The following is a 21,690-nucleotide window of genomic DNA, read 5'->3' on the forward strand; positions in this document are numbered from 1 at the left end:
GAGGCGGCCCCGCGACAGGAGGTCGGCCGGGGCTACGCCCAGGTGATCAGCCGCTTCGGCTGCTCCAGGATCGCCGCCACGTCGGCGAGGACCTTGGAGCCCAGCTCGCCGTCGACCAGGCGGTGGTCGAAGGAGAGCGCGAGCGTGGTGACCTGGCGGGGCTTGACCTTGCCCTTGTGGACCCACGGCTGGAGCTTGATCGCTCCGACCGCGAGGATCGCGGACTCGCCGGGGTTGAGGATCGGCGTGCCCGTGTCGACGCCGAAGACGCCGACGTTCGTGATGGTGACCGTGCCGCCCTGCATGGCCGCCGGGGAGGTCTTGCCCTCGCGGGCGGTGGCGACCAGCTCGCCGAGCGACTCGGCCAGCTGCGGCAGGGTCTTGGCGTGGGCGTCCTTGATGTTCGGGACGATCAGGCCGCGGGGGGTGGCCGCCGCGATGCCCAGGTTCACGTAGTGCTTGCGCACGATCTCCTGGGCGGCCTCGTCCCACGACGCGTTCACGTCCGGGTTGCGCTTGATGGCTACCAGCAGGGCCTTGGCGATGAGCAGCAGCGGGTTCACCCGCAGGCCGGCCATCTCCTTGTCCTGCTTGAGCTCCTCCACCAGCTTCATCGTGCGCGTCACGTCGACGGTCACGAACTCCGTCACGTGCGGCGCGGTGAACGCTGAGCCCACCATCGCCTGCGCGGTGGCCTTGCGGACGCCCTTGACGGGGATCCGGGTCTCCCGGGCACCGTCGTACGAGGCGACGGGCGCCGGGGCGGCGGCCGGGGCCGGGGCAGGGGCCTCGGTCACCGCGGGCACGGCCACCGGCTGCGCGGCCGGAGCGGCCACCGCGGCGTGCACGTCCTCGCGCGTGATGATCCCGTCGGGGCCCGACGGGGTGATCGTCGCGAGGTCCACGCCGAGGTCCTTGGCGAGCTTGCGGACCGGCGGCTTGGCCAGCGGGCGCTGCCCGCCGTGGCCGTTCAGCTCGGCCTGGACCGCGGTGGCCGCCCGGTTCGTCCCGGACGGGGCGTCGGCGGGGGCCTCCGCTCCCTTGCGGGCCCGGCGCTTGGTGGACGCCTCGGCGACCCCGTACCCGACGAGGACCGGCTTGCGCTCGGCCTTCGGCTCCTCGGCGGCCGGCGCGGGCGCGGCGGGCACCTCTGCGACCGGGGCGGCCGGCGCCGGGGCACCGGCACCGCCGGACACGTCCACCGAGATGATCACCTGGCCCACGTCCACCGTGGTGCCCTCGGGGAAGCGCAGCTCGCTGACCACGCCGTCGAACGGGATCGGCAGCTCCACGGCGGCCTTGGCCGTCTCTACCTCGCAGACGACCTGGCCGTCGGTGACCAGGTCACCCGGCTGGACGTACCACTTGAGGATCTCGGCCTCGGTGAGGCCCTCGCCCACGTCGGGCATCTTGAACTCGGCGAGCCCGGAGGCGGTCTCTGTCATCGTCGTCACGACCCTCTCCCTCAGTACGCCAGCGAGCGGTCGACGGCGTCGAGCACCCGGTCCAGGCCCGGCAGGTACTCGTCCTCCAGGCGCGCCGGCGGGTACGGGGCGTGGTAGCCGCCGACCCGCAGGACGGGGGCCTCCAGGTGGTAGAAGCACCGCTCCGTGATGCGGGCGGCGATCTCCGCGCCCGTGCCCAGGAACACCGGCGCCTCGTGGACCACGACAAGCCGGCGGGTCTTCTCGACGGAGGCCTGGACGGTGTCGAAGTCGATCGGCGACATGGACCGCAGGTCGACGACCTCCAGGGACCTGCCCTCCTCGCGGGCCGCGTCGGCGGCCTCCTGGCAGACCTTCACCATCGGGCCGTACGCCACCAGGGTCAGGTCGGTGCCCTCGCGGACCACCCGCGCCTTGTGCAGCTCACCGGGGATCGCGCCGGTGTCCACCTCGGACTTGTCCCAGTAGCGCCGCTTGGGCTCGAAGAAGATCACCGGGTCGTCGCTCTGGATGGCCTGCTGCATCATCCAGTACGCGTCCGCCGCGTTCGAAGGGGAGACCACCTTCAGGCCCGCCACGTGCGCGAAGAGCGCCTCGGGGGACTCGGAGTGGTGCTCGACGGCGCCGATGCCGCCGCCGTACGGGATGCGGACGACGACGGGCAGCTTGATCTTGCCGAGCGCCCGGGCGTGCATCTTCGCGAGCTGCGTGACGATCTGGTCGTACGCCGGGAAGACGAAGCCGTCGAACTGGATCTCCACCACGGGGCGGTAGCCGCGCAGGGCCAGGCCGATCGCGGTGCCGACGATGCCCGACTCGGCGAGCGGGGTGTCGATGACCCGCTCCTCGCCGAAGTCCTTCTGGAGTCCGTCGGTGACCCGGAAGACACCGCCGAGCTTGCCGACGTCCTCGCCCATGATCAGGACCTTGGGGTCGGTGTCGAGGGCCGTGCGCAGCGACTCGTTGATCGCCTTGGCCAGCGCCATCTTTTCTGCCGCCATCGCTACTTGCCCTCCCCTTCGTCCGCGAACGACGCCTGGTAGGCGGCGAACTGTGCCCGTTCCTCGTCGACGAGCGCGTGCCCGTCCGCGTACGCGTTCTCGAAGATCGCGAAGTGGTCCGGGTCCGGCATGGCACGCACCACGTCGCGCACCCGCTTGCCCAACGTCTCGCTCTCCGTCTCGAGTTCCGCGAAGAAGGCCTCGTCCGCGTGTCCCTCGGCCTCCAGGTGGGCGCGCAGGCGCAGGATCGGGTCCTTCGCCTCCCACGCCTCGCGCTCCTCGTCGGCCCGGTACTTGCTCGGGTCGTCGGAGGTGGTGTGCGCGCCCATGCGGTACGTGTACGCCTCCACCAGGGTGGGGCCCTCGCCGTTGCGGGCCCGCTCCAGGGCCCACTTGGTGACGGCGAGGCAGGCGAGCACGTCGTTGCCGTCGACGCGGACGCCGGGGAAGCCGTAGCCCTGGGCGCGCTGGTAGAGCGGCACGCGGGTCTGGCGCTCGGTGGGCTCGGAGATCGCCCACTGGTTGTTCTGGCAGAAGAACACGACGGGGGCGTTGTAGACCGCGGAGAAGGTGAACGACTCGGCGACGTCGCCCTGGCTGGAGGCGCCGTCCCCGAAGTAGGCGATCACGGCCGAGTCGGCGCCGTCCTTGGCGATGCCCATGGCATAGCCGGTGGCGTGCAGGGTCTGCGAGCCGATGACGATCGTGTACAGGTGGAAGTTGTTGCTGTTCGGGTCCCAGCCGCCGTTGTTCACGCCGCGGAACATGCCGAGCAGGTTCGTCGGGTCGACGCCGCGGCACCAGGCGACGCCGTGCTCCCGGTAGGTCGGGAAGACGTAGTCGTCGTCCCGGGTGGCCCGGCCCGAGCCGATCTGCGCGGCCTCCTGGCCGAGCATCGACGCCCACAGGCCCAGCTCGCCCTGGCGCTGCAGGGAGGTGGCCTCGGCGTCGAAACGACGGCTCAGCACCATGTCCCGGTACAGGCCACGCAGCTCTTCGGGGGTGATGTCGGCGACGTACGCGTCGTACGTGGCGTCCTTGACCCGCTTGCCTTCCGGGGTCAGCAGCTGGACGAGTTCGGGCTCGGCGCCCGGGGCCGCCTTGGCGGCCGTGCCGGCCCGCCTGCTCGCGGCGCTCTTCGTACCGGCGCTGCGTCGCGGCTTGCGCGCGGCAGTGCTCTCCACGGTCACGTGTGCTCCTCCGTCGGTCCGGCCCCCGGGGTTGCCGGGTGGCCAGTGCGGCTCGCCTGATCCCGATCCCGTGCACGGGGTGGGTGCCGCTCGGCCGGGAACAGACGTGACAGGTGCCCCGGCGAGCGCCCTGCAAGATGCACGTTACCCAGTGCTCCACATTTCTGTGAAACCCCGCCTGACCTGCGATTTTGCTTGGATTTCCAAGTACTTTCCACGAGGGGTTCCAAGTGCGTCGCTCACGTCGGGAACAGTCGCTGGTCACAGCCTTGCAGGGGGCCGGAACACGGGCACGTTATCCCGGTCACCCCGGGCACGGGAAGAGCTCACCTCGGCGGGTATTCCTCCCGTGTGTGAAACTGACCCCGTGCGCGAAGACGGGAAAATCACCGTATTTCTCCTCGACGACCACGAGGTGGTGCGCCGGGGCGTCCACGAACTGCTCTCGGTGGAGCCCGACGTCGTGGTGGTCGGCGAGGCCGGGACGGCGGCCGACGCCCTGGTGCGGATCCCGGCCACCCGCCCGGACGTCGCCGTCCTCGACGTACGGCTCCCGGACGGCAGCGGCGTGGAGGTGTGCCGCGAGATCCGCTCGGCGGACGAGGACATCAAGTGCCTGATGCTGACGTCCTACGCCGACGACGAGGCCCTGTTCGAGGCGATCATGGCGGGCGCCTCGGGCTACGTCCTCAAGGCCATCCGGGGGAACGAACTGCTCGCGGCCGTACGTGACGTCGCGGCCGGGAAGTCCCTGCTCGACCCGGTGGCCACCGCCCGCGTCCTGGAGCGGCTGCGCGACGGGGGCGGCCCCAAGGGCGACGACCGGCTGGCCCGCCTCACCGACCAGGAGCGCAGGATCCTCGACCTGATCGGGGAGGGCCTCACCAACCGGGTGATCGGCGAGCGGCTGCACCTCGCCGAGAAGACGATCAAGAACTACGTGTCCAGCCTGCTGGCCAAGCTGGGCATGGAGCGCCGGTCCCAGGCGGCCGCCTACGTGGCCCGCCTCCAAGCGCAGAATCAGCGGCCCTGACACACCCATTCGGGACTTTCGGCTCCTTCTTCCGGGGCGGGTGACCCTTTTTTCCCGGGGCCCGGTGCCCGAGATTGGTGGCATGCCCACCGAAGAACAGCTCGCCGTGGAACTCCTGGGCCGCGTCCGGCACGGCCGGGCGGCCACCAGCATGCGCGCGCTGCCCTTCCTCGCCCCGGCCCGTCACATCGTGGCGGACGGCCGCGTCCTGCTGCGCCTGCACCGGGGCCACGGATACCACCGGGCCTGCGGCGGCGGGGTCGTCGCCTACGGCGCGGACAACCTGGGCTCCGCCCGCCCCGGCGAGAGCCTGTGGACCGTGCAGGTCGTCGGCCACTGCGAGAACGCCGACCCGGGCCCGGCCGAGCTCGACCGCCTCGGCCCCGGTCCCGCGCTCATGGACGGCGAGCCCTTCGACCCGGTCCATCTGGTGATCGAACCGCGCTTCGCCACCGTGCACACGCTCGACGGTGGCCTGGAACGGCGGTTCCAGCACGTCCTGTGACCGAAGACGACTGTCTGTGACAAGCGCGAGGTCAGCGGCCCGGATCGTGCCCTAGCATCTGGCGCGTGCCGCGCCCATCCGTACCACCCCCTACGCCTCACGCGCCCCCCTTGGGTGCCCTTCTGCGCCGTTACGCCGCCGGGTCCGCGCTCACCTGCGAACCCGTCGACCAGGGCCTCCTCAACCGCGGCTACCGGCTGTGCACCACCCGCGGCCGCTACTTCCTCAAGCACCACTTCGACCCGGAGACCGCCACCCCCGCCGCCATCGCACGGCAGCATCAGGCCACCCGGCGCCTCGCCGACCTCGGGGTCCCCGTCGCCCCGCCGCTGGCCGGCACCGACGGCCGCACCGTCGCCGTCGTCGGCGGCCACGCGTACGCGCTGCACCCCTGGATCGACGGCGGGCACCGGCACGGCGGCCAGCTGACCGGCGAGGAGTGCCGGCGGCTCGGGGCGCTGCTCGGTGTCGTGCACGCCTGCCTGGAGCGGGTCATGCCCGCGGACGGGCGGTCGCCCGGAAGGCCCGCGGACGCCGCCGACCCGGCCGACACGTTCGCGCTCATCGACGACCTCCTCGGGCGCGTAGGGAGGCGGCGGCCGCCGGACGCCTTCGACGAACTGGCCCGGCACCGGCTCCTGGAGCGGCGGGCGCTGCTGGAGGAGCACGCGGACCGGCGTCCCCCGCACGGCGGCTCCGTGGGGTGGGTGCACGGCGACTTCCACCCGTACAACCTGCTCTACCGGGACGGCGAGCCGGCCGCGATCGTCGACTGGGACCGGCTCGGCGTACAGCCCCGCGCCGAGGAGGCCGTCCGCGCCGCGGTGATCTTCTTCGTCCGCCCGGACGGCACCCTCGACCTGGCGAAGGTGCGGGCGTACGCACGCGCGTACCGGCGCTCGGCGGGCGCCTCCACCGCCGAGTTCGCGGCGGCCGTGCACCGGGTGTGGTGGGAGCGCCTCAACGACTTCTGGATACTGCGCTGGCACTACGAGCGCGGGGACACCCGCGCCGACCCGCAGTTCCCGGCCGCCTCGGCGCTGGTGGTGTGGTGGACCCGGGAGTACGGCGCGGTGGGCGAGGCGTTCGCGGGCTGAGCGGCGGGCGCGGGCGCGCACCGGGCCCGGAAAGCGGCACGCGCGCGTGGAGCCCGTTTCGGGGCAGCACGCGCGCGTGGGAGTAAGTCCGCCCGGCTCAGGGGCCTTCGACGTCCCCGCTGCCCGACGGTTCGGGCGACTCGGGGGGCTCGGGCGACTCCTCGGGCTCAGACGGGGTCGTCTTCGTGGGCGGCGCCTTGGTCGGCGTCGCCTTCGTCGGCTTCTCCGTCGGCTCGTCGGTCGGGGTCTCGGACGGCGTGTACGAGGGCGTCCAGTCGTCGCCGGTGCCCGTGCTGGTGCCGTTGTCCGTGGAGTCCTCGGTGGCCTTGCCCGTGGAGTCGTCGCTCGGGCTCGCGTCGTCGCCCTTGTCCTTGGACGTGGTCGCCGTGGGCGAGGTCGTGGTGCCGTTGCCCCCGCCGCCACCGCCTCCGGTGTTGTTCAGCGCGAGCGCCACGCCGGCCGCGATGGCGATCACCGCGAAGACCGCGAGGATCCACAGCTTGCCGCGGCCGCTGCCCTTGTTGCCGTGTCCCTCGAAGCCGCCGTCGTCCCCGCCGCCGGACTGCGGAAGGAGGGGCGAGGGGATCTGCGTGGTGCCGGAGTCGCCGGGGCGGGGGATCATGCCCGCGCCCGCGAAGCCCGCGGCCGGGGTGTGCCGGCCCTCGTGCACCGTCACGGGCCCGGTGTTCCAGGTGCCGGTGTGGCCGCCCTGGTCGTAGAGCATCTGGAGCGCGTACTGGACCAGGCCGCGCATCTCCTCGGCGGTCTGGAAGCGGTCGTCGGGCTCCTTCGCCAGCGCGCGCATCACGAGCCCGTCGAGCTCGGGCGGCACCGTGTCCGACACCGTCGACGGCGGGGCCGGGATGTCCTGCACGTGCTGGTAGACCACCGACAGCGGCGTCTCACCCGTGAACGGGGGCCGCAGCGCGAGCAGTTCGTAGAGGAGGCAGCCGGTCGCGTACAGGTCGGAGCGGTGGTCGACGGCCTTGCCGAGCGCCTGCTCCGGGGACAGGTACTGCGGGGTGCCCATGACCATGCCGGTCTGGGTCATCGTCGACTGCGCGCCGTGCAGGGCGCGCGCGATGCCGAAGTCCATCACCTTCACGGCGCCCGTGTCCGTGATGATGACGTTGGCGGGCTTGATGTCGCGGTGCACGATGCCGTGCTGGTGCGAGTACGCCAGCGCCTCCAGGACGCCGGAGACGATGATCAGCGCCTGCTCCGGGCCGGGGGCCTCGGCGTTGAGCAGCAGATCGCGGATCGTGCGGCCCTCGACGATCTCCATCACGATGTACGGCACGACACCGTGCCCGACGGCGTCCTCGCCGGAGTCGTACACGGCGACGACGGCGTGGTGGTTGAGCCCCGCCACCGACTGGGCCTCGCGCGTGAAGCGGGCCTTGGACACCGGGTCCTCGGCCAGATCGGACCGGAGCAGCTTGACCGCGACGGTGCGCCCGAGGCGTACGTCCTCGGCCGCGAACACCTCGGCCATACCGCCCCGGCCCAGTCTGCGGGTCAGTCGATACCGGCCGTCGCCGACCAGCCCGCCGTTACCCCACATCTCCGGCGCATCTGACATACCGCCGCCAGTCGCCTCGGGGTCGGACGGGCCCTGAGCGCGCTGCTGCTGTGCCATCAGTCCTCGCCGTCGTTTCTGCCCGCGGTCTGCGCGGTGGTTGTTACGGTCTCCGTCGGGCCACGCTACAGGCTCCGCGCAAGGCGCTGGTCCGGGTTGGATTCGAGAAGGACCGGCCATGAAACCCGCAGCGGGTCTCCGGGAGCAAATCCTGTGTACCGGCCGTACACCACCTGTAACGCTTCCGCGACGCTTCCTTCGCGTACGGTCACGGAACGGGCACCGAGCTTGACGTGTCACTGCCCTCGGGCAGACTTGGCCGGGAATAGCGCATTGGATCACCGAGGACCGAACGCGGGACGCGGAAGCACGACAGCCGCTGCCGCCGCGCCGATGGGGGACGCAGAAACATGAGCCAGGACGGCGCACAGGGCCGGTACGCGGGGCGTGCGGTCGCCGGCGGGCGCTATCAACTGCGCGACCTGCTCGGCGAGGGCGGGATGGCCTCGGTGCACCTCGCGTACGACTCGGTGCTCGACCGCCAGGTCGCGATCAAGACGCTGCACACCGAGCTCGGCCGCGAGCAGGCGTTCCGCGAGCGCTTCCGCCGCGAGGCCCAGTCGGTGGCCAAGCTCACGCACACCAACATCGTCTCGGTCTTCGACACCGGCGAGGACGACCTCGACGGCATGACGACGCCGTACATCGTCATGGAGTACATCGAGGGCCACCCGCTCGGCTCGGTCCTCGACACGGACATCCGGCAGTACGGCGCCATGCCCGCCGACAAGGCCCTGAAGATCACCGCGGACGTCCTGGCCGCCCTGGAGATAAGCCACGAGATGGGCCTGGTCCACCGGGACATCAAGCCGGGCAACGTGATGATGACGAAGCGGAACGTCGTCAAGGTGATGGACTTCGGCATCGCCCGCGCCATGCAGTCCGGGGTCACCTCGATGACCCAGACCGGCATGGTCGTCGGCACCCCGCAGTACCTCTCGCCGGAGCAGGCGCTCGGCCGGGGCGTCGACGCGCGCAGCGACTTGTACTCGGTCGGCATCATGCTGTTCCAACTGGTCACCGGACGGCTGCCGTTCGAGGCGGACTCGCCGCTGGCCATCGCGTACGCGCACGTCCAGGAGGAGCCGGTCGCGCCCTCCTCGGTCAACCGCTCGCTGCCGCCGGCGGTGGACGCGCTGGTCGCCCGCGCGCTGAAGAAGAACCCGAACGAGCGCTTCCCCAGCGCCGAGGCGATGCGCGACGAGTGCCTGCGCGTGGCCCAGTCGCTGCACGGCACCGCGCCGAACATCGTGCCGGGCGCGCCGACGCCGAGCGGTTCCGGTGTCGGCTCCGCCGTCTTCCCGCCCGTCGACCAGTCGGCCCCGGCACCGGCGGGCCCCGTGCAGACGCCGTACCAGCCCGGCCCCTACGGTCCGCCGGCGCAGCACACCCAGGCGCCCTCGTACGGCTACCCGCAGCAGGGCGGCTACCAGGCACCGCCGCAGACCTCGGCGTACGCGCCGCAGCAGGGCTCCCACACCCCGCCGCCGTACAACCTGACGCCGCACCCGGCGCCCCAGGGCGGTTCCGGCGGCGGGAAGAGCAACAAGGGCGTGATCATCGGCTCGGTCCTCGTCGCGCTCGTCGCGATAGGCGGTCTGATCACGGCGCTCACGATGAGCGGCGGCGGTGACGACGACAAGCGCGGCGGTGGCTCGACCGCCTCGGCCTCGGCCTCCGAGGTCGCCGGCCACAAGGGCCCGGACACCACGAAGACCATCGAGACGACCAAGTGCACGGAGCCCGACGAGTCGTACAACGACCCGGACAAGATCAAGGTCCCCGACTTCACGTTCCGGTACATCAAATCCGTCAAGTCGTGCTTCCAGGCGGCCGGTTGGCAGCTGAAGGAGAAGCCGGTCGACGAGAACACCTACGGCGAGGGCACGGTCATGGACCAGTTCCCCGCCGCGGGCACGGACGTGGACCCCAAGGACATGCCCGACATCGAACTGCGGGTCTCGACGGGCGACCCGGCCTGACCGGCTGAGACCACCGCCGGCCGACGGCGGCCGCCGACGATCGCCGAAGACGAACCGAGGGCCCGGCACGCGTGTGCCGGGCCCTGCGTGTGCACGGTCACCGGATCCGTCCGGCCGCCACCGTCTCCGGCAGCCGCGCCCTACAGGTACGGTCCGCCGGAGCGGCCGCCCGCGCGCGGGTCCTCCCCGTCGTCACCGCCGCCCATGCCCGGCGGCAGGGCACGGCGCATGTTCTCCAGCTGAGCCCTGGCCGCCATCTGCTGCGCGAACAGGGTCGTCTGGATCCCGTGGAAGAGCCCCTCCAGCCAGCCCACCAACTGGGCCTGCGCGATACGCAGTTCGGCGTCGCTGGGCGTTCCCTCGTCCGTGAAGGGGAGGGACAGGCGCTCCAGCTCCTCGACGAGCTCGGGCGCCAGGCCGTCCTCCAGCTCCTTCACGGAGCTGGCGTGGATCTCCTTGAGCCGCACCCGGCTGGCCTCGTCCAGAGGTGCCGCGCGCACTTCCTCCAGCAGCTGCTTGATCATGCTGCCGATGCGCATCACCTTGGCGGGCTGTTCCACCATCTCCGTCACCGGGACCTCGCGGGAGTCCTCGTCTCCGGCGCCGCCGAGAGGCATTCCGTCCTGGCCCACGACCAGGATCTGGGGGTTCTCCGGCGACCGTTCGTTCCTCGGCATCTCCATGCCGCCATTCTCTCGCACGCCTCCACCTCGTGACGCTGGCGCCCCCGCCGCCGGGTGATCCACCCTTCGGCCCCCGACGGGATGCCGGGATCATCACCTCATGTGAGGCTTGTCACGTTGATCTTGGCGAACTCTCGCACCGGGAGGAGGTCACGGACGTGACTCCAAGGCTGCGCACACGGCGGCAGGGCGGCCACGGGCCGTACGCGGCAGGACTGGGCCTGCTGCTGGTCCTGCTGGCCGGCGGCACCACCCATCCGTCCTACGCGTACGCGGCCCCGCCCGCGCGGGAGGCCACGCCCTCCCCGTCCGTGTCACCGTCCCGCACCCCGGCGGCGGGTCCGTCCCGCTCCCCGGAGGCACCGTCCTCGCGCACCCCCCGGGCCAAGGCGTCGCGCGCCGGGAGCGAGGCGGGCGAGGGCCGCAGGCGTCCGGGACGCGAGGAGCCGGCACCGCGCGAGGAGGACACGGGACCGGCGTACCCGGAACGCGATCCCGACGCCCGCAAGCGCCCCGACCGCCCGGTCCGGCCGGCGGGCCGGGCGGACGCGGACGCCAGGGAGGGAACGGCCGAGGCACCCGGCACGGACGGGTCCGGCGACGCGGACAGCGACGGCGTTCCGGAGAGCGCCGACGCTTCCGAGGCGCCCGGGGACACGGAGCGGCAGCCGCCCTCCCCGGCCCCCGCCGAGCCGTCCTTCACCCGGTCCGCACCGGAGGAGCCCGTGCTGCGGATACTGCCTCTGGGCAGCGGGCTGATCCTCATCGGCTGCGGTCTCGGGCTCGCCTTCCTCGCCCTGCGCACCCGGCGCGGCTGAGCCGGGTCCCGGCCGGGCGGGCCCGAGGCCGGTCGTCCGGATCGGGCCGACGGTGCCCGACGGTCCGTCCGCGCAGGCCCGCACCGGACCCCGCGGAGCCGACCTCTCCGGACGACAGGCTCTACGGCGCGACGAGCAGCACCTTGCCGATGTGCCCGCTCTCCTCCAGGACCCGGTGCGCCGTGGCCGCGTCGCTCATCGGGAGCTCGCGGTCCACGACGGGCCGGACCTCACCCGAGGCGACCAGCGGCCACACGTGCTCGCGCACGGCCGCCACGATGGCCGCCTTCTCGGCGAGCGGCCGGGCCCGCAGCGAGGTCGCGCTGACCGCGGCCCGCTTGCCCAGGAGCGTGCCGATGTTCAGCTCGCCCTTGACGCCGCCCTGCATGCCGATGATCGACAGCCGCCCGTTGACGGCGAGCGCCCGCACGTTGCGGTCCAGGTACTTGGCGCCCATGTTGTCGAGGATGACGTCGGCGCCCGCTCCGTCGGTGGCCCGCTCCAGCTCCTCGACGAAGTCCTGCTCGCGGTAGTTGACCAGGACGTCCGCCCCGAGGTCGGCGCAGAACCGCAGCTTGTCCTCGGTGCCGGCCGTGACGGCGACCCTGGCGCCGAACGCCTTCGCCAGCTGGATCGCCATGGTGCCGATGCCGCTGGAGCCGCCGTGCACGAGCAGCGTCTCGCCGGGACGCAGGTGGGAGACCATGAAGACGTTGGACCAGACGGTGCACGTCACCTCGGGCAGCGCGGCGGCCCGGTGCAGGTCGACGCCCTCCGGCACGGGCAGCAGCTGACCGGCCGGGACGGCGACCTTCTCGGCGTAGCCGCCGCCCGAGAGCAGCGCGCACACCTCGTCCCCGACGGCCCAGCCCGACACCCCGGCGCCCAGGGCGGCGACGCGCCCGGAGCATTCGAGACCGGGGTAGGGGGACGCGCCGGGCGGCGGGTCGTAGAAGCCCTGCCGCTGCAGCAGATCGGCTCGGTTGACGGCGCTGGCCACCACCTCGACCAGGACTTCGCCCTCCCCGGGCTCCGGGTCCGGGACCTCGTCCCACACCAGAGCCTCGGGTCCACCAGGTTCGGGAATCGTGATCGCTCGCATGCCGCGAGGCTACTTCAGGAGACCCGCACGATCGTGATGAGACGGTCCGTCAGCTCCAGGGTGCCGATGGCCGGGTCGTCGTAGCCGAGCACGCGGTGGCCTCGTACGACACTCACCACCAGGTCGCCGGTCTCGCGCACCCCCATGCCCACCTCGGCCTTTATGACCGGCCGTTCGACGATGTCGAGTCCGCTGCCCTGCTGGATGAGGTCCTCCATCACCAGGCCCGCGCTGGGGCTGAGGACCGAGAGCCCGAGCAGGCGGCCCGCCGCGCCGGCGCTGGTGATGACGGCGTCGGCGCCCGACTGCCGCAGCAGCGGCGCGTTCTCCTCCTCCCGCACCGCGGCCACGATCTTCGCGGCGGGGTTGAGCTGCCGGGCCGTCAGGGCGACGAGCACGGCCGTGTCGTCCCGCTGTGTGGCGATGATGACCTGCCGCGCCCGCTGCACCTCGGCCCGCAGCAGCACGTCGCTGCGGGTGCCGTCGCCCACCACGCCCGCGTGGCCCTCGGCCGCCGCCGCCTCGATCACCTTCGAGGCCGGGTCGACCACGACGATCCGTTCCTTCTTCAGTCCCGTCGCGCAGACGGTCTGGACGGCCGACCGCCCTTTCGTCCCGAAACCGACCACCACGGTGTGGTCACGCAAGGCGTGCCTCCCACGAATCGACGGACGTCACCCGCCCCGACGTTACCCACCCGACGGCCAAGATCCGAGAGCATGGCCCCGGTGCCGGTCCGCCGACCGGGCCGCGAGCCGCTGGGAGCAGGCCATGAAGGACGGGCAACAACGACCGCCCAGGACAGCAGCGCACGGAGCGGGCACGGGCAGGCGCGCAGGACCGGGCCGGGGCCACCCGGGCCGGCGCGACGGACGGAGTGAGGCCGCCGCCCGCGCGGAGGAGCCGGACTCGGGACGCTTCCCCATCCTGCGCTCGCTCTGGTACCGCTCGCGCACGGAGGCCCTGGACGACGCCGAGGCGGGCCGCTCCATCCGGCTGCCGGTGGAGGTCACCGTGCCGCCCCTCCAGCAGGTGCTGCGGCGGCTGTCCATGGCGCTGCTGGTCCTCGCGTTCACCACGTTCCTGGTCTGGCTGGACCGCTCCGGCTACCAGGACAACTCCGACGGCTCGGTCGACCTCCTCGACGCCGCCTACTACGCGACCGTCACCCTCTCCACCACGGGCTACGGCGACATCACCCCGGTCAGCGACACGGCCCGGCTCACCAACATCCTCGTCATCACGCCGCTGCGCGTGCTGTTCCTGATCATCCTGGTCGGCACCACGCTGGAGGTCCTCACCGAGCGGACCCGGCAGCAGGTGCGCATCCACCGCTGGCGCTCCCGGATGCGGGGCCACGTGGTGGTCGTCGGCTACGGCACCAAGGGCAGGCACGCCATCGAGACGCTGCTGGGGCAGGGCATCCCCCGGGACCGGATCGTCGTCGTCGATCCGCAGCAGAAGACGGTGGACGCGGCCGGCAGCGACGGCCTGGTGTCGGTGCTCGGGGACGCCACCCGCTCCGACACCCTGCTCAAGGCCGAGATCCAGCACGCCGCCCAGGTCATCGTCGCCCCGCAGCGCGACGACACCGCGACCCTCGTCACGCTCACCGCACGCCAGCTCAACCGGCGCGCCACGATCGTCGCCGCCGTCCGGGAGGACGAGAACGTGCCGCTGCTGAAGCAGAGCGGCGCCGACATGGTGGTCACCAGCTCCAGCTCGGCCGGGCGCCTGCTCGGCGTCTCGGTGGGCAGCCCGCACGCCGCCGACGTCCTGGAGGGCCTGATGACCTACGGCAGCGGCCTCGACCTGACGGAACGCGCCGTGTCGGAACGGGAGGTGGGCGCCGCCCCACGGGACTGCGCCGACCTCGTGGTCGCCGTCGTACGCGACCGGAAGGTGCTGGACCACGCGGCGCCCGGCACCGCCCCGCTGCGGGTCGGCGACAGGCTGATCACGATCAGCCGGACGGGCAACGGCACGCCTCACCCGTAGGCGGGCGGCCGGTCCGGCCGCCCGCTCGCCGGCTACGCGGAGAACGCCCCGAGACCGGCCGGCGCCCAGGGCAGGTCCAGTAGTTCCACGTCCTGGCCCGCGCGGGCGCCGCCGGGCGGCACGACGGCCAGGGCGTCGGCCGCGGCGATGCCCCGCAGCATGGCGGGCCCGTTGTAGTGCAGCGGCACGGCCTGCTCCGCGCGCAGCACGACGGGGATCAGCCGGGTGTCGTACGGATGCCCGTGCACGGCGTCCTTCAGGGGCATCGCGTACGGCTCGGGAGCCGTCCGTCCGGCGAGGGCGCGCAGCAGGGGCTCGGCGAGCGTGAGCAGCCCGGAGACGGCGGCCAGGGGGTTGCCGGGCAGGCCGACGAGGTGCTGGTTCTCCTTGGTGCGGGCCAGCAGCATGGGGTGGCCGGGGCGGACCTCGACACCGTCCACCAGGAGTTCGGCGCCGAGACGGTCCAGGACGGGGTGCACGTGGTCGACCGGGCCGAAGGCGGTGCCGCCGGTGGTGACGACCAGGTCGGCGCCGGAACCGGCGATCGCCCCGTGCAGCGCCTCGGCGTCGTCGCCCAACCGCCGCACGCCGACGACCTCGGCGCCCAGCGCCCGCAGCCACGGCGGCAGCATGGGGCCGAGCGCGTCCCGGATGAGCCCCTCCCGGGGGAGCCCCTCGGTGAGCAACTCGTCGCCGAGGACCAGGACTTCGGCCCGCGGACGGGGGAGGACGGCGAGCGTGTCGTACCCGGCGGCCGCGGCGAGGCCGAGCACGGCCGGGGTGACCAGCGCGCCGGCGGGCAGCAACTGGTCGCCGCTGCGGCACTCCTGGCCGCGCGGGCGGATGTCCTGCCCGTGCACCACCTCGCGGGTCGCGTGCAGGCGCCCCTTGTCGTCGATCCGTCCGTGTTCGCTGCGCAGGACGGCGGTGACGTCCTGCGGGATGCGCGCCCCGGTGGCGATCCGCACCGCCTCGCCGTCGGTGAGCCGTTCCGGTTCGGCGTGCCCGGCGAGCACGCCCTCCTCCCGCACGTCCCAGGGGCCGGGACCCGCCAGTGCCCACCCGTCCATCGCGCTCGTGTCGAACGAGGGCAGGTCGGTCAGCGCGCCGAGCGGGGCGGCGAGGACCAGGCCGAGAGCGGCGTCGGCCGGCACCGACACCGGCGCCCGGCGGGTCCCGGCACGGCCGGCCCGCTCGGCGGCGGTGCGTGCCTGCGGCCAGGGGGTGGCCCGGTGCCCGGTGGGTGCGGCATGCCGCCCGTGCCGCTCCCCCTCCGGTACGGGCGCCGGCTCGGGACGGCTCTTGGGGCCGGGCACGGTCTCCCCCTTGACCAGGGCGAGGGCTTCCTCGACGTCGAAGTCCTCGTCCTCCTGGCTGTTGCGGGTGCCGCCCGCGGCGGTCATCCGGCGTCCGGTCGGACGGCGGCACCCTCGCCGGACTTCCCGGGCGGCGGCGCGGTGCCGGCCTCGGCCTCCCAGGCCAGCGCGAGCGCGGACGCCTTGCGGGCCGCCTCGGCCACCGCCTCGGGGCCGCCCCCTGCCCGCCCGGCCGCGTAGCCCACGAGGAACGTGGTCAGCGGCGCCGAGGGCCGGGCCACCGAGTGCGCGGCGTCCCGGGCCAGGTCCAGCAGGATGCCGGTGTCGACGTCCAGGTCGATGCCCAGTTCGTCCTTGACTGCGGAAATCCATTCATCCAACACGAGCCCATGCTCCCTGATGCGTGACCGGGCGGTGGCGATGTCGTCCCAGGTGTCGCAGTCGAAGGAGGCGACGGGGTCCGGGAGACGGGTGAGTTCGAGTACGGCGGTGACCTGCCGCAGGGGCAGCCCGTCCAGCCCGCCCCGCGCACCGGCCAGCCCCTCCAGCGCCCTCCGCAACGCCGCCGCCCGGTAGACGGCGACCAACGGCTGCTCCCGCCCGTCCCGGTCGACGAGAACCACCCCGTCCAACCGGCGGTTCTCTTGGCGGGAAGCGGTGGCCAGGGGGGTCGAGGACGGCTTGGGGGCGGAGTGGGGGGCGATTCCGGAGGGGCTGTGGTTTACGGCGGGGTCGGGTCCGGGACCGCCCGGTGCGGCGGAGGGCGCGGCCTCGTCGGGGCGGGGGCCTACGGCGGGTGCGGGTCCGTCCGGTACGGCGGCGACGGGCGCGGCCTCGGAGGAGCCGGGGCCGGCGTGGGCCGGAGCGGCGTCGCCCGTCAGCAGGGCCGAGAGCAGGCGCCGTACCGTTTCCGCCGTCAGGAACGGCAGGTCGGCCGAGAGCACGACGACGTACTCGGCGGCGGTGTGCCGCAGCCCCGCGCCGAGGGCGGCGACGGGCCCCGCGCCGGGCGGATCCTCACGGGTCCACACCACGGGCCGGGCGGTCGGCCGGGGGGCGGCCACCACGACGGTGGTCCGGGCCCCGGCGCACGCGGCGAGGACCCGGTCGAGCAACGCCCGTCCGCCCACGCGCACGCCGGGCTTGTCCGCGCCGCCGAGACGCCGCGCGCCGCCCCCGGCGAGCACGACGGCGTCGTAGGCGACGGACGCGGCGCCCGGGGCGTGGACGCCGCCGGCGCCCGCCGTGCCGACGGCGGCGCCCGGTGGCTGGTGCGCGGTCATCCCCCGAGTATGGGCGCCCGGGGGATCATTGCCACCCCCGCGCACAGCATGTGGACGGCGGCGTCCCCCGGTGGCCCTACAGCGTCCGCAGCAGGACCGCCGGCCGCTCCACGCAGTCCGCGACGTACCGCAGGAAGCCGCCCGCCGTACCGCCGTCGCACACCCGGTGGTCGAAGGTGAGCGAGAGCTGCACGACCTGCCGTACGGCCAGCTCGCCCTCGTGCACCCACGGCTTGGGGACGATGCGGCCGACGCCGAGCATGGCCGCCTCCGGGTGGTTGATGATCGGCGTGGAGCCGTCGACACCGAACACGCCGTAGTTGTTCAGCGTGAACGTGCCGCCCGTCAGGTCCGCGGGCGTCAGCGTCCCGGTGCGCGCCGCCTCGGTCAGCCGCCCGAACTCCGCGCTCAGCGACTCCGCGTCCCGCGTGTGCGCGTCCCGGACGACGGGCACCACGAGCCCGCGCTCGGTCTGCGCGGCGAAGCCCAGGTGCACCCGGTCGAGCCGCACGATCTCCCGGGCCTCCAGGTCGACCGTCGAGTTCAGCTCGGGGTGGCGGGCCAGGGCGGCCGTGCAGATGCGCGCGAGCACCGCCAGCAGGGAGATCTTGGGCCCGCCCGCCGCGTTCATCGCCGTCCGCGCCCGCATCAGTTCGGTCGCGTCGGCGTCGACCCAGCAGGTCGCGTCGGGTATCTCGCGACGGCTCCGCGAGAGCTTGTCGGCGACGGCGCCGCGGACCCCCTTGAGCGGCACGCGGACGCCTTCCCCGGCGCCGGGCGCCCGGACCGTCCCGGCGGGGGCGGGTGCCCCGGTCCCGTCGCCGCGCACGGCGGAGGCCGCGTCGGCGAGGGCGGCACCGGACCCGGCACCGGCGGCAGCGGGTCCGTGGCTCTCGGGCACCTGTCCGGCACCCCGGCCCGCGGCCGCCCGCAGCGCGTACTCGACGTCCGCGCGCAGGATCAGCCCGTCGGGCCCGGTCCCCTCCAGCTCGCGCAGGTCCAGCCCGTTCTCCCGGGCCAGTCGGCGCACGAGCGGGGAGATCACCGGAACGGGTCCCTCCGTCCGGCCGCCGACGACCGTGTGGGCGAGCCCTTCCGTCCGGCCGCCGACGACCGCACGGCCGTTCACGGCAGCGCCCGTTGCGGACGTACCGGCATCCTCGGGCCGGGCGGCCCCGGCCGTCCCCGCACCGGCGGACGTCCCGGACGACGGCCACGCGGACGCTCCGGCGGAGGAGGGCGCGGCGTCGGCGGACGAGGGCGCCCCGGCGGGGGCGAGGCCGTCCCCGCGGCTCCCCGCAGGCGTCCCGGGCACCGGCGACGCCGGGCGGACCCGCCTGCGGCGGCCGGGCGGGGCCTGGGTGCCGTAGCCCACGAGCACGTTGCCCGAGCCCTGGTCGCCGCCGTCTCCGTCGCCGTTCGAGGAGGAGGACGACGACGAGGACGACGACGAGGACGGGGACGGGGACGAGGGCGCATCTGCCGAGGGCGACGCGGGCGCTCCGACGGCGACCGTGATCAGCGGGGCGCCTACGGGCAGTTCGGTGCCCTCGTCGCCGAAGCGGGCGGTGACCACGCCCCCGTAGGGACACGGCACCTCGACCATGGCCTTGGCGGTCTCGACCTCGACCACCGGCTGGTCGACGGCGACCACGTCACCGACCTGGACGAGCCAGCGGACGATCTCCGCCTCGGTGAGGCCCTCCCCGAGGTCGGGGAGCTTGAACTCCAGCACCTGGGCCATCAGCTCTGTCCCTCCCACTGCAGCCGTGCCACCGCGTCCAGGATCCGGTCGACACCGGGCAGGTGGTGGCGCTCCAGCATCGGCGGCGGGTACGGGAGGTCGAACCCGGCCACCCGCAGCACCGGCGCCTCCAGGTGGTGGAAGCAGCGCTCGGTGATCCGCGCGGCGATCTCCCCGCCCGGCCCCCCGAACCCGCCCGACTCGTGCACGACCACGGCGCGCCCGGTCCGCCGGACGGCCGCGCAGACCGTCTCGTCGTCGAACGGCACCAGGGAGCGCAGGTCGACGACTTCGAGGTCCCAGCCCTCGGCCCGCGCCGCCTCGGCCGCCTCCAGGCAGACGGGCAGGGACGGGCCGTACGTGACGAGCGTGGCGCTGCGGCCGGCCCGCCGCACCACCGCGCGGCCGATCGGCTCGACGGCCGGCGGCTCCTGGGGGTTCCACGCGTCCTTCGACCAGTACAGGCGCTTGGGCTCCAGGAAGACGACGGGGTCGTCGGAGGCGATGGCGGCGCGCAGCAGCCCGTAGGCGTCGGGGACCGTGGCGGGCGTCACGACGTGCAGCCCCGGAGTCGCCATGTAGTACGCCTCGGAGGAGTCGCTGTGGTGCTCGACGCCGCCGATGCCGCCCCCGTAGGGCACGCGGATGGTGATAGGCAGCGGCATCGCGCCGCGCGTGCGGTTGCGCATCTTCGCGACGTGGCTGATCAGCTGCTCGAACGCCGGGTAGGCGAAGGCGTCGAACTGCATCTCCACGACCGGCCGCAGCCCGTACATCGCCATGCCGACGGCGGTCCCGAGGATGCCGGCCTCCGCCAGGGGCGTGTCCGTGCAGCGGTCCTCGCCGAACTCCGCGGCGAGACCGTCGGTGACCCGGAAGACGCCGCCGAGCGTGCCGACGTCCTCACCCATGACGTGGACCGCCGGGTCCTCGGCCATGGCGTCCCGCAGGGCGCGCCCGAGGGCCTGCGCCATGGTGGCCGGTTTCTGGGCAACGGTCGTCATCGCCCGGCCCCTTCCGGCCCGTGCGAACCGTCCGCCTCGGCTTCGAGCTCGGCGCGCAGCTGGGCCTCCTGCTCACGCAGTTGCGGTGTGGGCTCGGCGTAGACGTGGGCGAAGAGGTCCATGGGGTCGATCACCGGGTCCTGGTTCATGCGCTCGCGCAGGTCCGCGGCCATCGCCTCGGCGTCCTCGCGGGCGGCGCGTATGCCGTCCTCGTCGAGCAGCCCGCGCTCGGTCAGCTCGCGCTCCAGCAGGGCGATGGGGTCGTGGGCGCGCCAGGTCTCGACCTCGGCGTCGCCCCGGTAGCGGGTGGCGTCGTCGGCGTTCGTGTGGGCGTCGATGCGGTACGTGACGGCCTCGACGAGGGTCGGGCCGCCGCCTTCGCGGGCGCGGCGCACGGCGTCGGCGAGGACCTCGTGGACGGCGGCCGCGTCGTTGCCGTCGACCAGGCGGCCCGGCATCCCGTAACCGACGGCCTTGTGGGCCAGCGAGGGGGCCGCGGTCTGCTTGGCGAGCGGGACGGAGATGGCGAAGCCGTTGTTCTGCACGAAAAAGACGACCGGGGCCTGCCAGACGGCCGCGAAGTTCAGCGCCTCGTGGAAGTCGCCCTCGCTGGTGCCGCCGTCGCCGACCATGGCGAGCGCGACGACGTCGTCGCCCTTGAGGCGGGCGGCGTGGGCGAGGCCCACGGCGTGCGGCAGCTGGGTGGCGAGCGGGGTGCTCAGGGGCGCGATGCGGTGCTCGCGCGGGTCGTACCCGGTGTGCCAGTCGCCGCGCAGCAGGGTGAGGGCCTGGACGGGGTCGAGGCCCCGCGCGACGGCCGCCAGGGTGTCCCGGTAGCTCGGGAAGAGCCAGTCGCGCTCTTCGAGGACGAGCGCCGCGGCGACCTCGCACGCCTCCTGGCCGGTGGTGGAGGGGTACACGGCGAGGCGGCCCTGCTTGGTGAGGGCCGTGGCCTGCGTGTTGTAGCGGCGGCCGCGGACGAGCTGGGCGTACAGCCGGCGCAGCAGGTCGGGGTCGGCCTGGGCGGCGGCCTCGGTGCCGAGGACGCGGTGGGGCAGCGCGTCGGGCAGCAGCGGCGCGGGGTCGGTGCGTGGCTGCCAGGCGGGCGGCGGTGTGGGCCGGTAAGCGCCTCGCTGCTCCATGACCGTCATGACGGCACCTCCTCGTGGGAGCGGCTGGAGAGACGCACCGGGTGTGATGCGCCTCACCTACCGATTGTTCGGTCGTCGGCACATTTTGGCTACAGGCACCGCCAGGCTGTGGACAAACGGTTCTGCACAGCCTGAGATGGACGCAGTACGTCCATGGTAGGGAGGCGGGGGGACATGGCACCTGAACAAATGGCCGAGGGATCGGGGGCCGGGACGGAGCTGCCGCCCGCCCGTCCGCTCGACCCGATCGACCAGGACATCCTCCAGATGCTCCAGGCGGACGGACGCGCCTCGATACGGTCCGTGGCCGAGCGTGTCCACGTCTCGCGGGCCAACGCCTACGCGCGGATCAACCGCCTCATCGAGGACGGGGTCATCCGCGGCTTCGGGGCCCGCGTCAACCACGAGCGCGCGGGACAGGGCACGTCGGCGTACATCACGCTCAAGATCGTGCAGAACTCCTGGCGCACGGTCCGCGAGCAGTTGCGGGCGCTGCCCGGGGCCGCCCACATCTCCTTGGTCGGCGGCGACTTCGACGTCCTGCTGCTGGTGCACACCCCGCACAACCGCGCCCTGCGCGAGCTGGTGCTCACCCGCCTCCAGGCCATCCCCGAGGTACTCAGCACACGCACGCTGCTGGTCTTCGAGGAGGAGGACGTGGAACCGGAGGGGTGAACGGGGAGGGCCGGTGCGGAGGCT

Annotated in this window: 18 protein-coding genes and 1 pseudogene; 7 read left to right on the forward strand and 12 right to left on the reverse strand. The window is 73.6% G+C overall.

The features are described from left to right. Positions 1-32: 32 nt before the first annotated feature. From ACWGIS_RS12895 to pdhA (ACWGIS_RS12905), 3 genes are read right to left on the reverse strand one after another with little or no spacing between them, the layout of a single operon-like run. Positions 33-1,454: a dihydrolipoamide acetyltransferase family protein gene (locus tag ACWGIS_RS12895; RefSeq protein WP_453362437.1), complete on the reverse strand. Its 1,422-nt coding sequence runs from the start codon at positions 1,452-1,454 to the stop codon at positions 33-35. An 11-nt stretch (positions 1,455-1,465) separates the two neighbouring features. Then, entirely contained in the window at positions 1,466-2,446 is a 981-nt protein-coding gene (locus ACWGIS_RS12900) for an alpha-ketoacid dehydrogenase subunit beta (RefSeq protein ID WP_453362438.1), read from the reverse strand. Positions 2,447-2,448: 2 nt separating this feature from the next. Then, complete coding sequence (pdhA, locus tag ACWGIS_RS12905; protein WP_453362439.1) at positions 2,449-3,636, reverse strand: pyruvate dehydrogenase (acetyl-transferring) E1 component subunit alpha; 1,188 nt, start codon at positions 3,634-3,636, stop codon at positions 2,449-2,451. 367 nt (positions 3,637-4,003) lie between these two features. Here pdhA (ACWGIS_RS12905) and ACWGIS_RS12910 point away from each other — a divergent pair, with 367 nt between their 5' ends. The 3 genes from ACWGIS_RS12910 (at position 4,004) to ACWGIS_RS12920 (ending at position 6,271) form a co-directional block, all read left to right on the forward strand. Beyond that, entirely contained in the window at positions 4,004-4,669 is a 666-nt protein-coding gene (locus tag ACWGIS_RS12910; protein ID WP_453362440.1) for a response regulator, read from the forward strand. A gap of 82 nt (positions 4,670-4,751) precedes the next feature. Then, entirely contained in the window at positions 4,752-5,174 is a 423-nt protein-coding gene (locus ACWGIS_RS12915) for a pyridoxamine 5'-phosphate oxidase family protein (protein ID WP_453362441.1), read from the forward strand. Between the two features lie 65 nt (positions 5,175-5,239). Further along, positions 5,240-6,271 (forward strand): phosphotransferase, encoded by a 1,032-nt coding sequence (locus tag ACWGIS_RS12920; protein WP_453362442.1) that lies wholly within the window; start codon positions 5,240-5,242, stop codon positions 6,269-6,271. Positions 6,272-6,368: 97 nt separating this feature from the next. On the opposite strand, the gene ACWGIS_RS12925 is transcribed toward ACWGIS_RS12920, so the two are convergent. Beyond that, the gene (locus ACWGIS_RS12925) at positions 6,369-7,910 is read right to left on the reverse strand and encodes a protein kinase domain-containing protein (RefSeq protein ID WP_453362443.1); all 1,542 of its coding nucleotides are present in this window, start codon (positions 7,908-7,910) and stop codon (positions 6,369-6,371) included. Between the two features lie 350 nt (positions 7,911-8,260). On the opposite strand from ACWGIS_RS12925, the gene ACWGIS_RS12930 reads away from it, so the two are divergent. Next, positions 8,261-9,892: a protein kinase domain-containing protein gene (locus ACWGIS_RS12930; RefSeq protein WP_453362444.1), complete on the forward strand. Its 1,632-nt coding sequence runs from the start codon at positions 8,261-8,263 to the stop codon at positions 9,890-9,892. Between the two features lie 140 nt (positions 9,893-10,032). On the opposite strand, the gene ACWGIS_RS12935 is transcribed toward ACWGIS_RS12930, so the two are convergent. Then, positions 10,033-10,575 carry a bacterial proteasome activator family protein gene (locus ACWGIS_RS12935; protein WP_453362445.1) on the reverse strand — a complete coding sequence of 181 codons (543 nt, stop codon included), beginning with the start codon at positions 10,573-10,575 and terminating at the stop codon, positions 10,033-10,035. Positions 10,576-10,733: 158 nt separating this feature from the next. Here ACWGIS_RS12935 and ACWGIS_RS12940 point away from each other — a divergent pair, with 158 nt between their 5' ends. Beyond that, the gene (locus ACWGIS_RS12940) at positions 10,734-11,393 is read left to right on the forward strand and encodes a hypothetical protein (RefSeq protein WP_453362446.1); all 660 of its coding nucleotides are present in this window, start codon (positions 10,734-10,736) and stop codon (positions 11,391-11,393) included. Positions 11,394-11,514: 121 nt separating this feature from the next. Here ACWGIS_RS12940 and ACWGIS_RS12945 read toward each other — a convergent pair whose 3' ends face one another. Both ACWGIS_RS12945 and ACWGIS_RS12950 read right to left on the reverse strand, forming a co-directional pair. Next, positions 11,515-12,495: an NAD(P)H-quinone oxidoreductase gene (locus ACWGIS_RS12945; RefSeq protein ID WP_453362447.1), complete on the reverse strand. Its 981-nt coding sequence runs from the start codon at positions 12,493-12,495 to the stop codon at positions 11,515-11,517. A gap of 14 nt (positions 12,496-12,509) precedes the next feature. Continuing rightward, positions 12,510-13,157: pseudogene (locus tag ACWGIS_RS12950) on the reverse strand (potassium channel family protein); the annotation flags it as partial. Positions 13,158-13,422: 265 nt separating this feature from the next. Between ACWGIS_RS12950 and ACWGIS_RS12955 the strand changes: the two are divergent. Further along, the gene (locus tag ACWGIS_RS12955) at positions 13,423-14,493 is read left to right on the forward strand and encodes a potassium channel family protein (protein WP_453362522.1); all 1,071 of its coding nucleotides are present in this window, start codon (positions 13,423-13,425) and stop codon (positions 14,491-14,493) included. A 32-nt stretch (positions 14,494-14,525) separates the two neighbouring features. Here ACWGIS_RS12955 and ACWGIS_RS12960 read toward each other — a convergent pair whose 3' ends face one another. The 5 genes from ACWGIS_RS12960 to pdhA (ACWGIS_RS12980) form a co-directional block, all read right to left on the reverse strand. Continuing rightward, positions 14,526-15,896, reverse strand: a complete 1,371-nt coding sequence (locus ACWGIS_RS12960; protein ID WP_453362448.1) for a molybdopterin molybdotransferase MoeA — start codon at positions 15,894-15,896, stop codon at positions 14,526-14,528. Beyond that, on the reverse strand, positions 15,893-17,092 hold the full coding sequence (locus ACWGIS_RS12965; RefSeq protein ID WP_453362449.1) for an NTP transferase domain-containing protein: 1,200 nt from the start codon (positions 17,090-17,092) through the stop codon (positions 15,893-15,895). The genes ACWGIS_RS12960 and ACWGIS_RS12965 overlap by 4 nt, the downstream gene beginning before the upstream one ends. A gap of 76 nt (positions 17,093-17,168) precedes the next feature. Next, complete coding sequence (locus ACWGIS_RS12970) at positions 17,169-18,836, reverse strand: dihydrolipoamide acetyltransferase family protein (RefSeq protein WP_453362450.1); 1,668 nt, start codon at positions 18,834-18,836, stop codon at positions 17,169-17,171. After that, positions 18,836-19,840, reverse strand: coding sequence for an alpha-ketoacid dehydrogenase subunit beta (locus tag ACWGIS_RS12975; RefSeq protein WP_453362451.1), 1,005 nt, complete (start codon positions 19,838-19,840; stop codon positions 18,836-18,838). The genes ACWGIS_RS12970 and ACWGIS_RS12975 overlap by 1 nt, the downstream gene beginning before the upstream one ends. Continuing rightward, positions 19,837-20,991, reverse strand: a complete 1,155-nt coding sequence (pdhA, locus tag ACWGIS_RS12980) for a pyruvate dehydrogenase (acetyl-transferring) E1 component subunit alpha (RefSeq protein ID WP_453362452.1) — start codon at positions 20,989-20,991, stop codon at positions 19,837-19,839. Before pdhA (ACWGIS_RS12980) ends, ACWGIS_RS12975 begins: the two co-directional genes overlap by 4 nt. 174 nt (positions 20,992-21,165) lie before the next feature. Between pdhA (ACWGIS_RS12980) and ACWGIS_RS12985 the strand changes: the two genes are divergently transcribed. Continuing rightward, on the forward strand, positions 21,166-21,666 hold the full coding sequence (locus ACWGIS_RS12985) for an Lrp/AsnC family transcriptional regulator (protein WP_453362453.1): 501 nt from the start codon (positions 21,166-21,168) through the stop codon (positions 21,664-21,666). The last annotated feature ends 24 nt before the right edge of the window (positions 21,667-21,690 follow it).

The sequence above is a fragment of the Streptomyces sp. NPDC054842 genome, assembly GCF_053611025.1.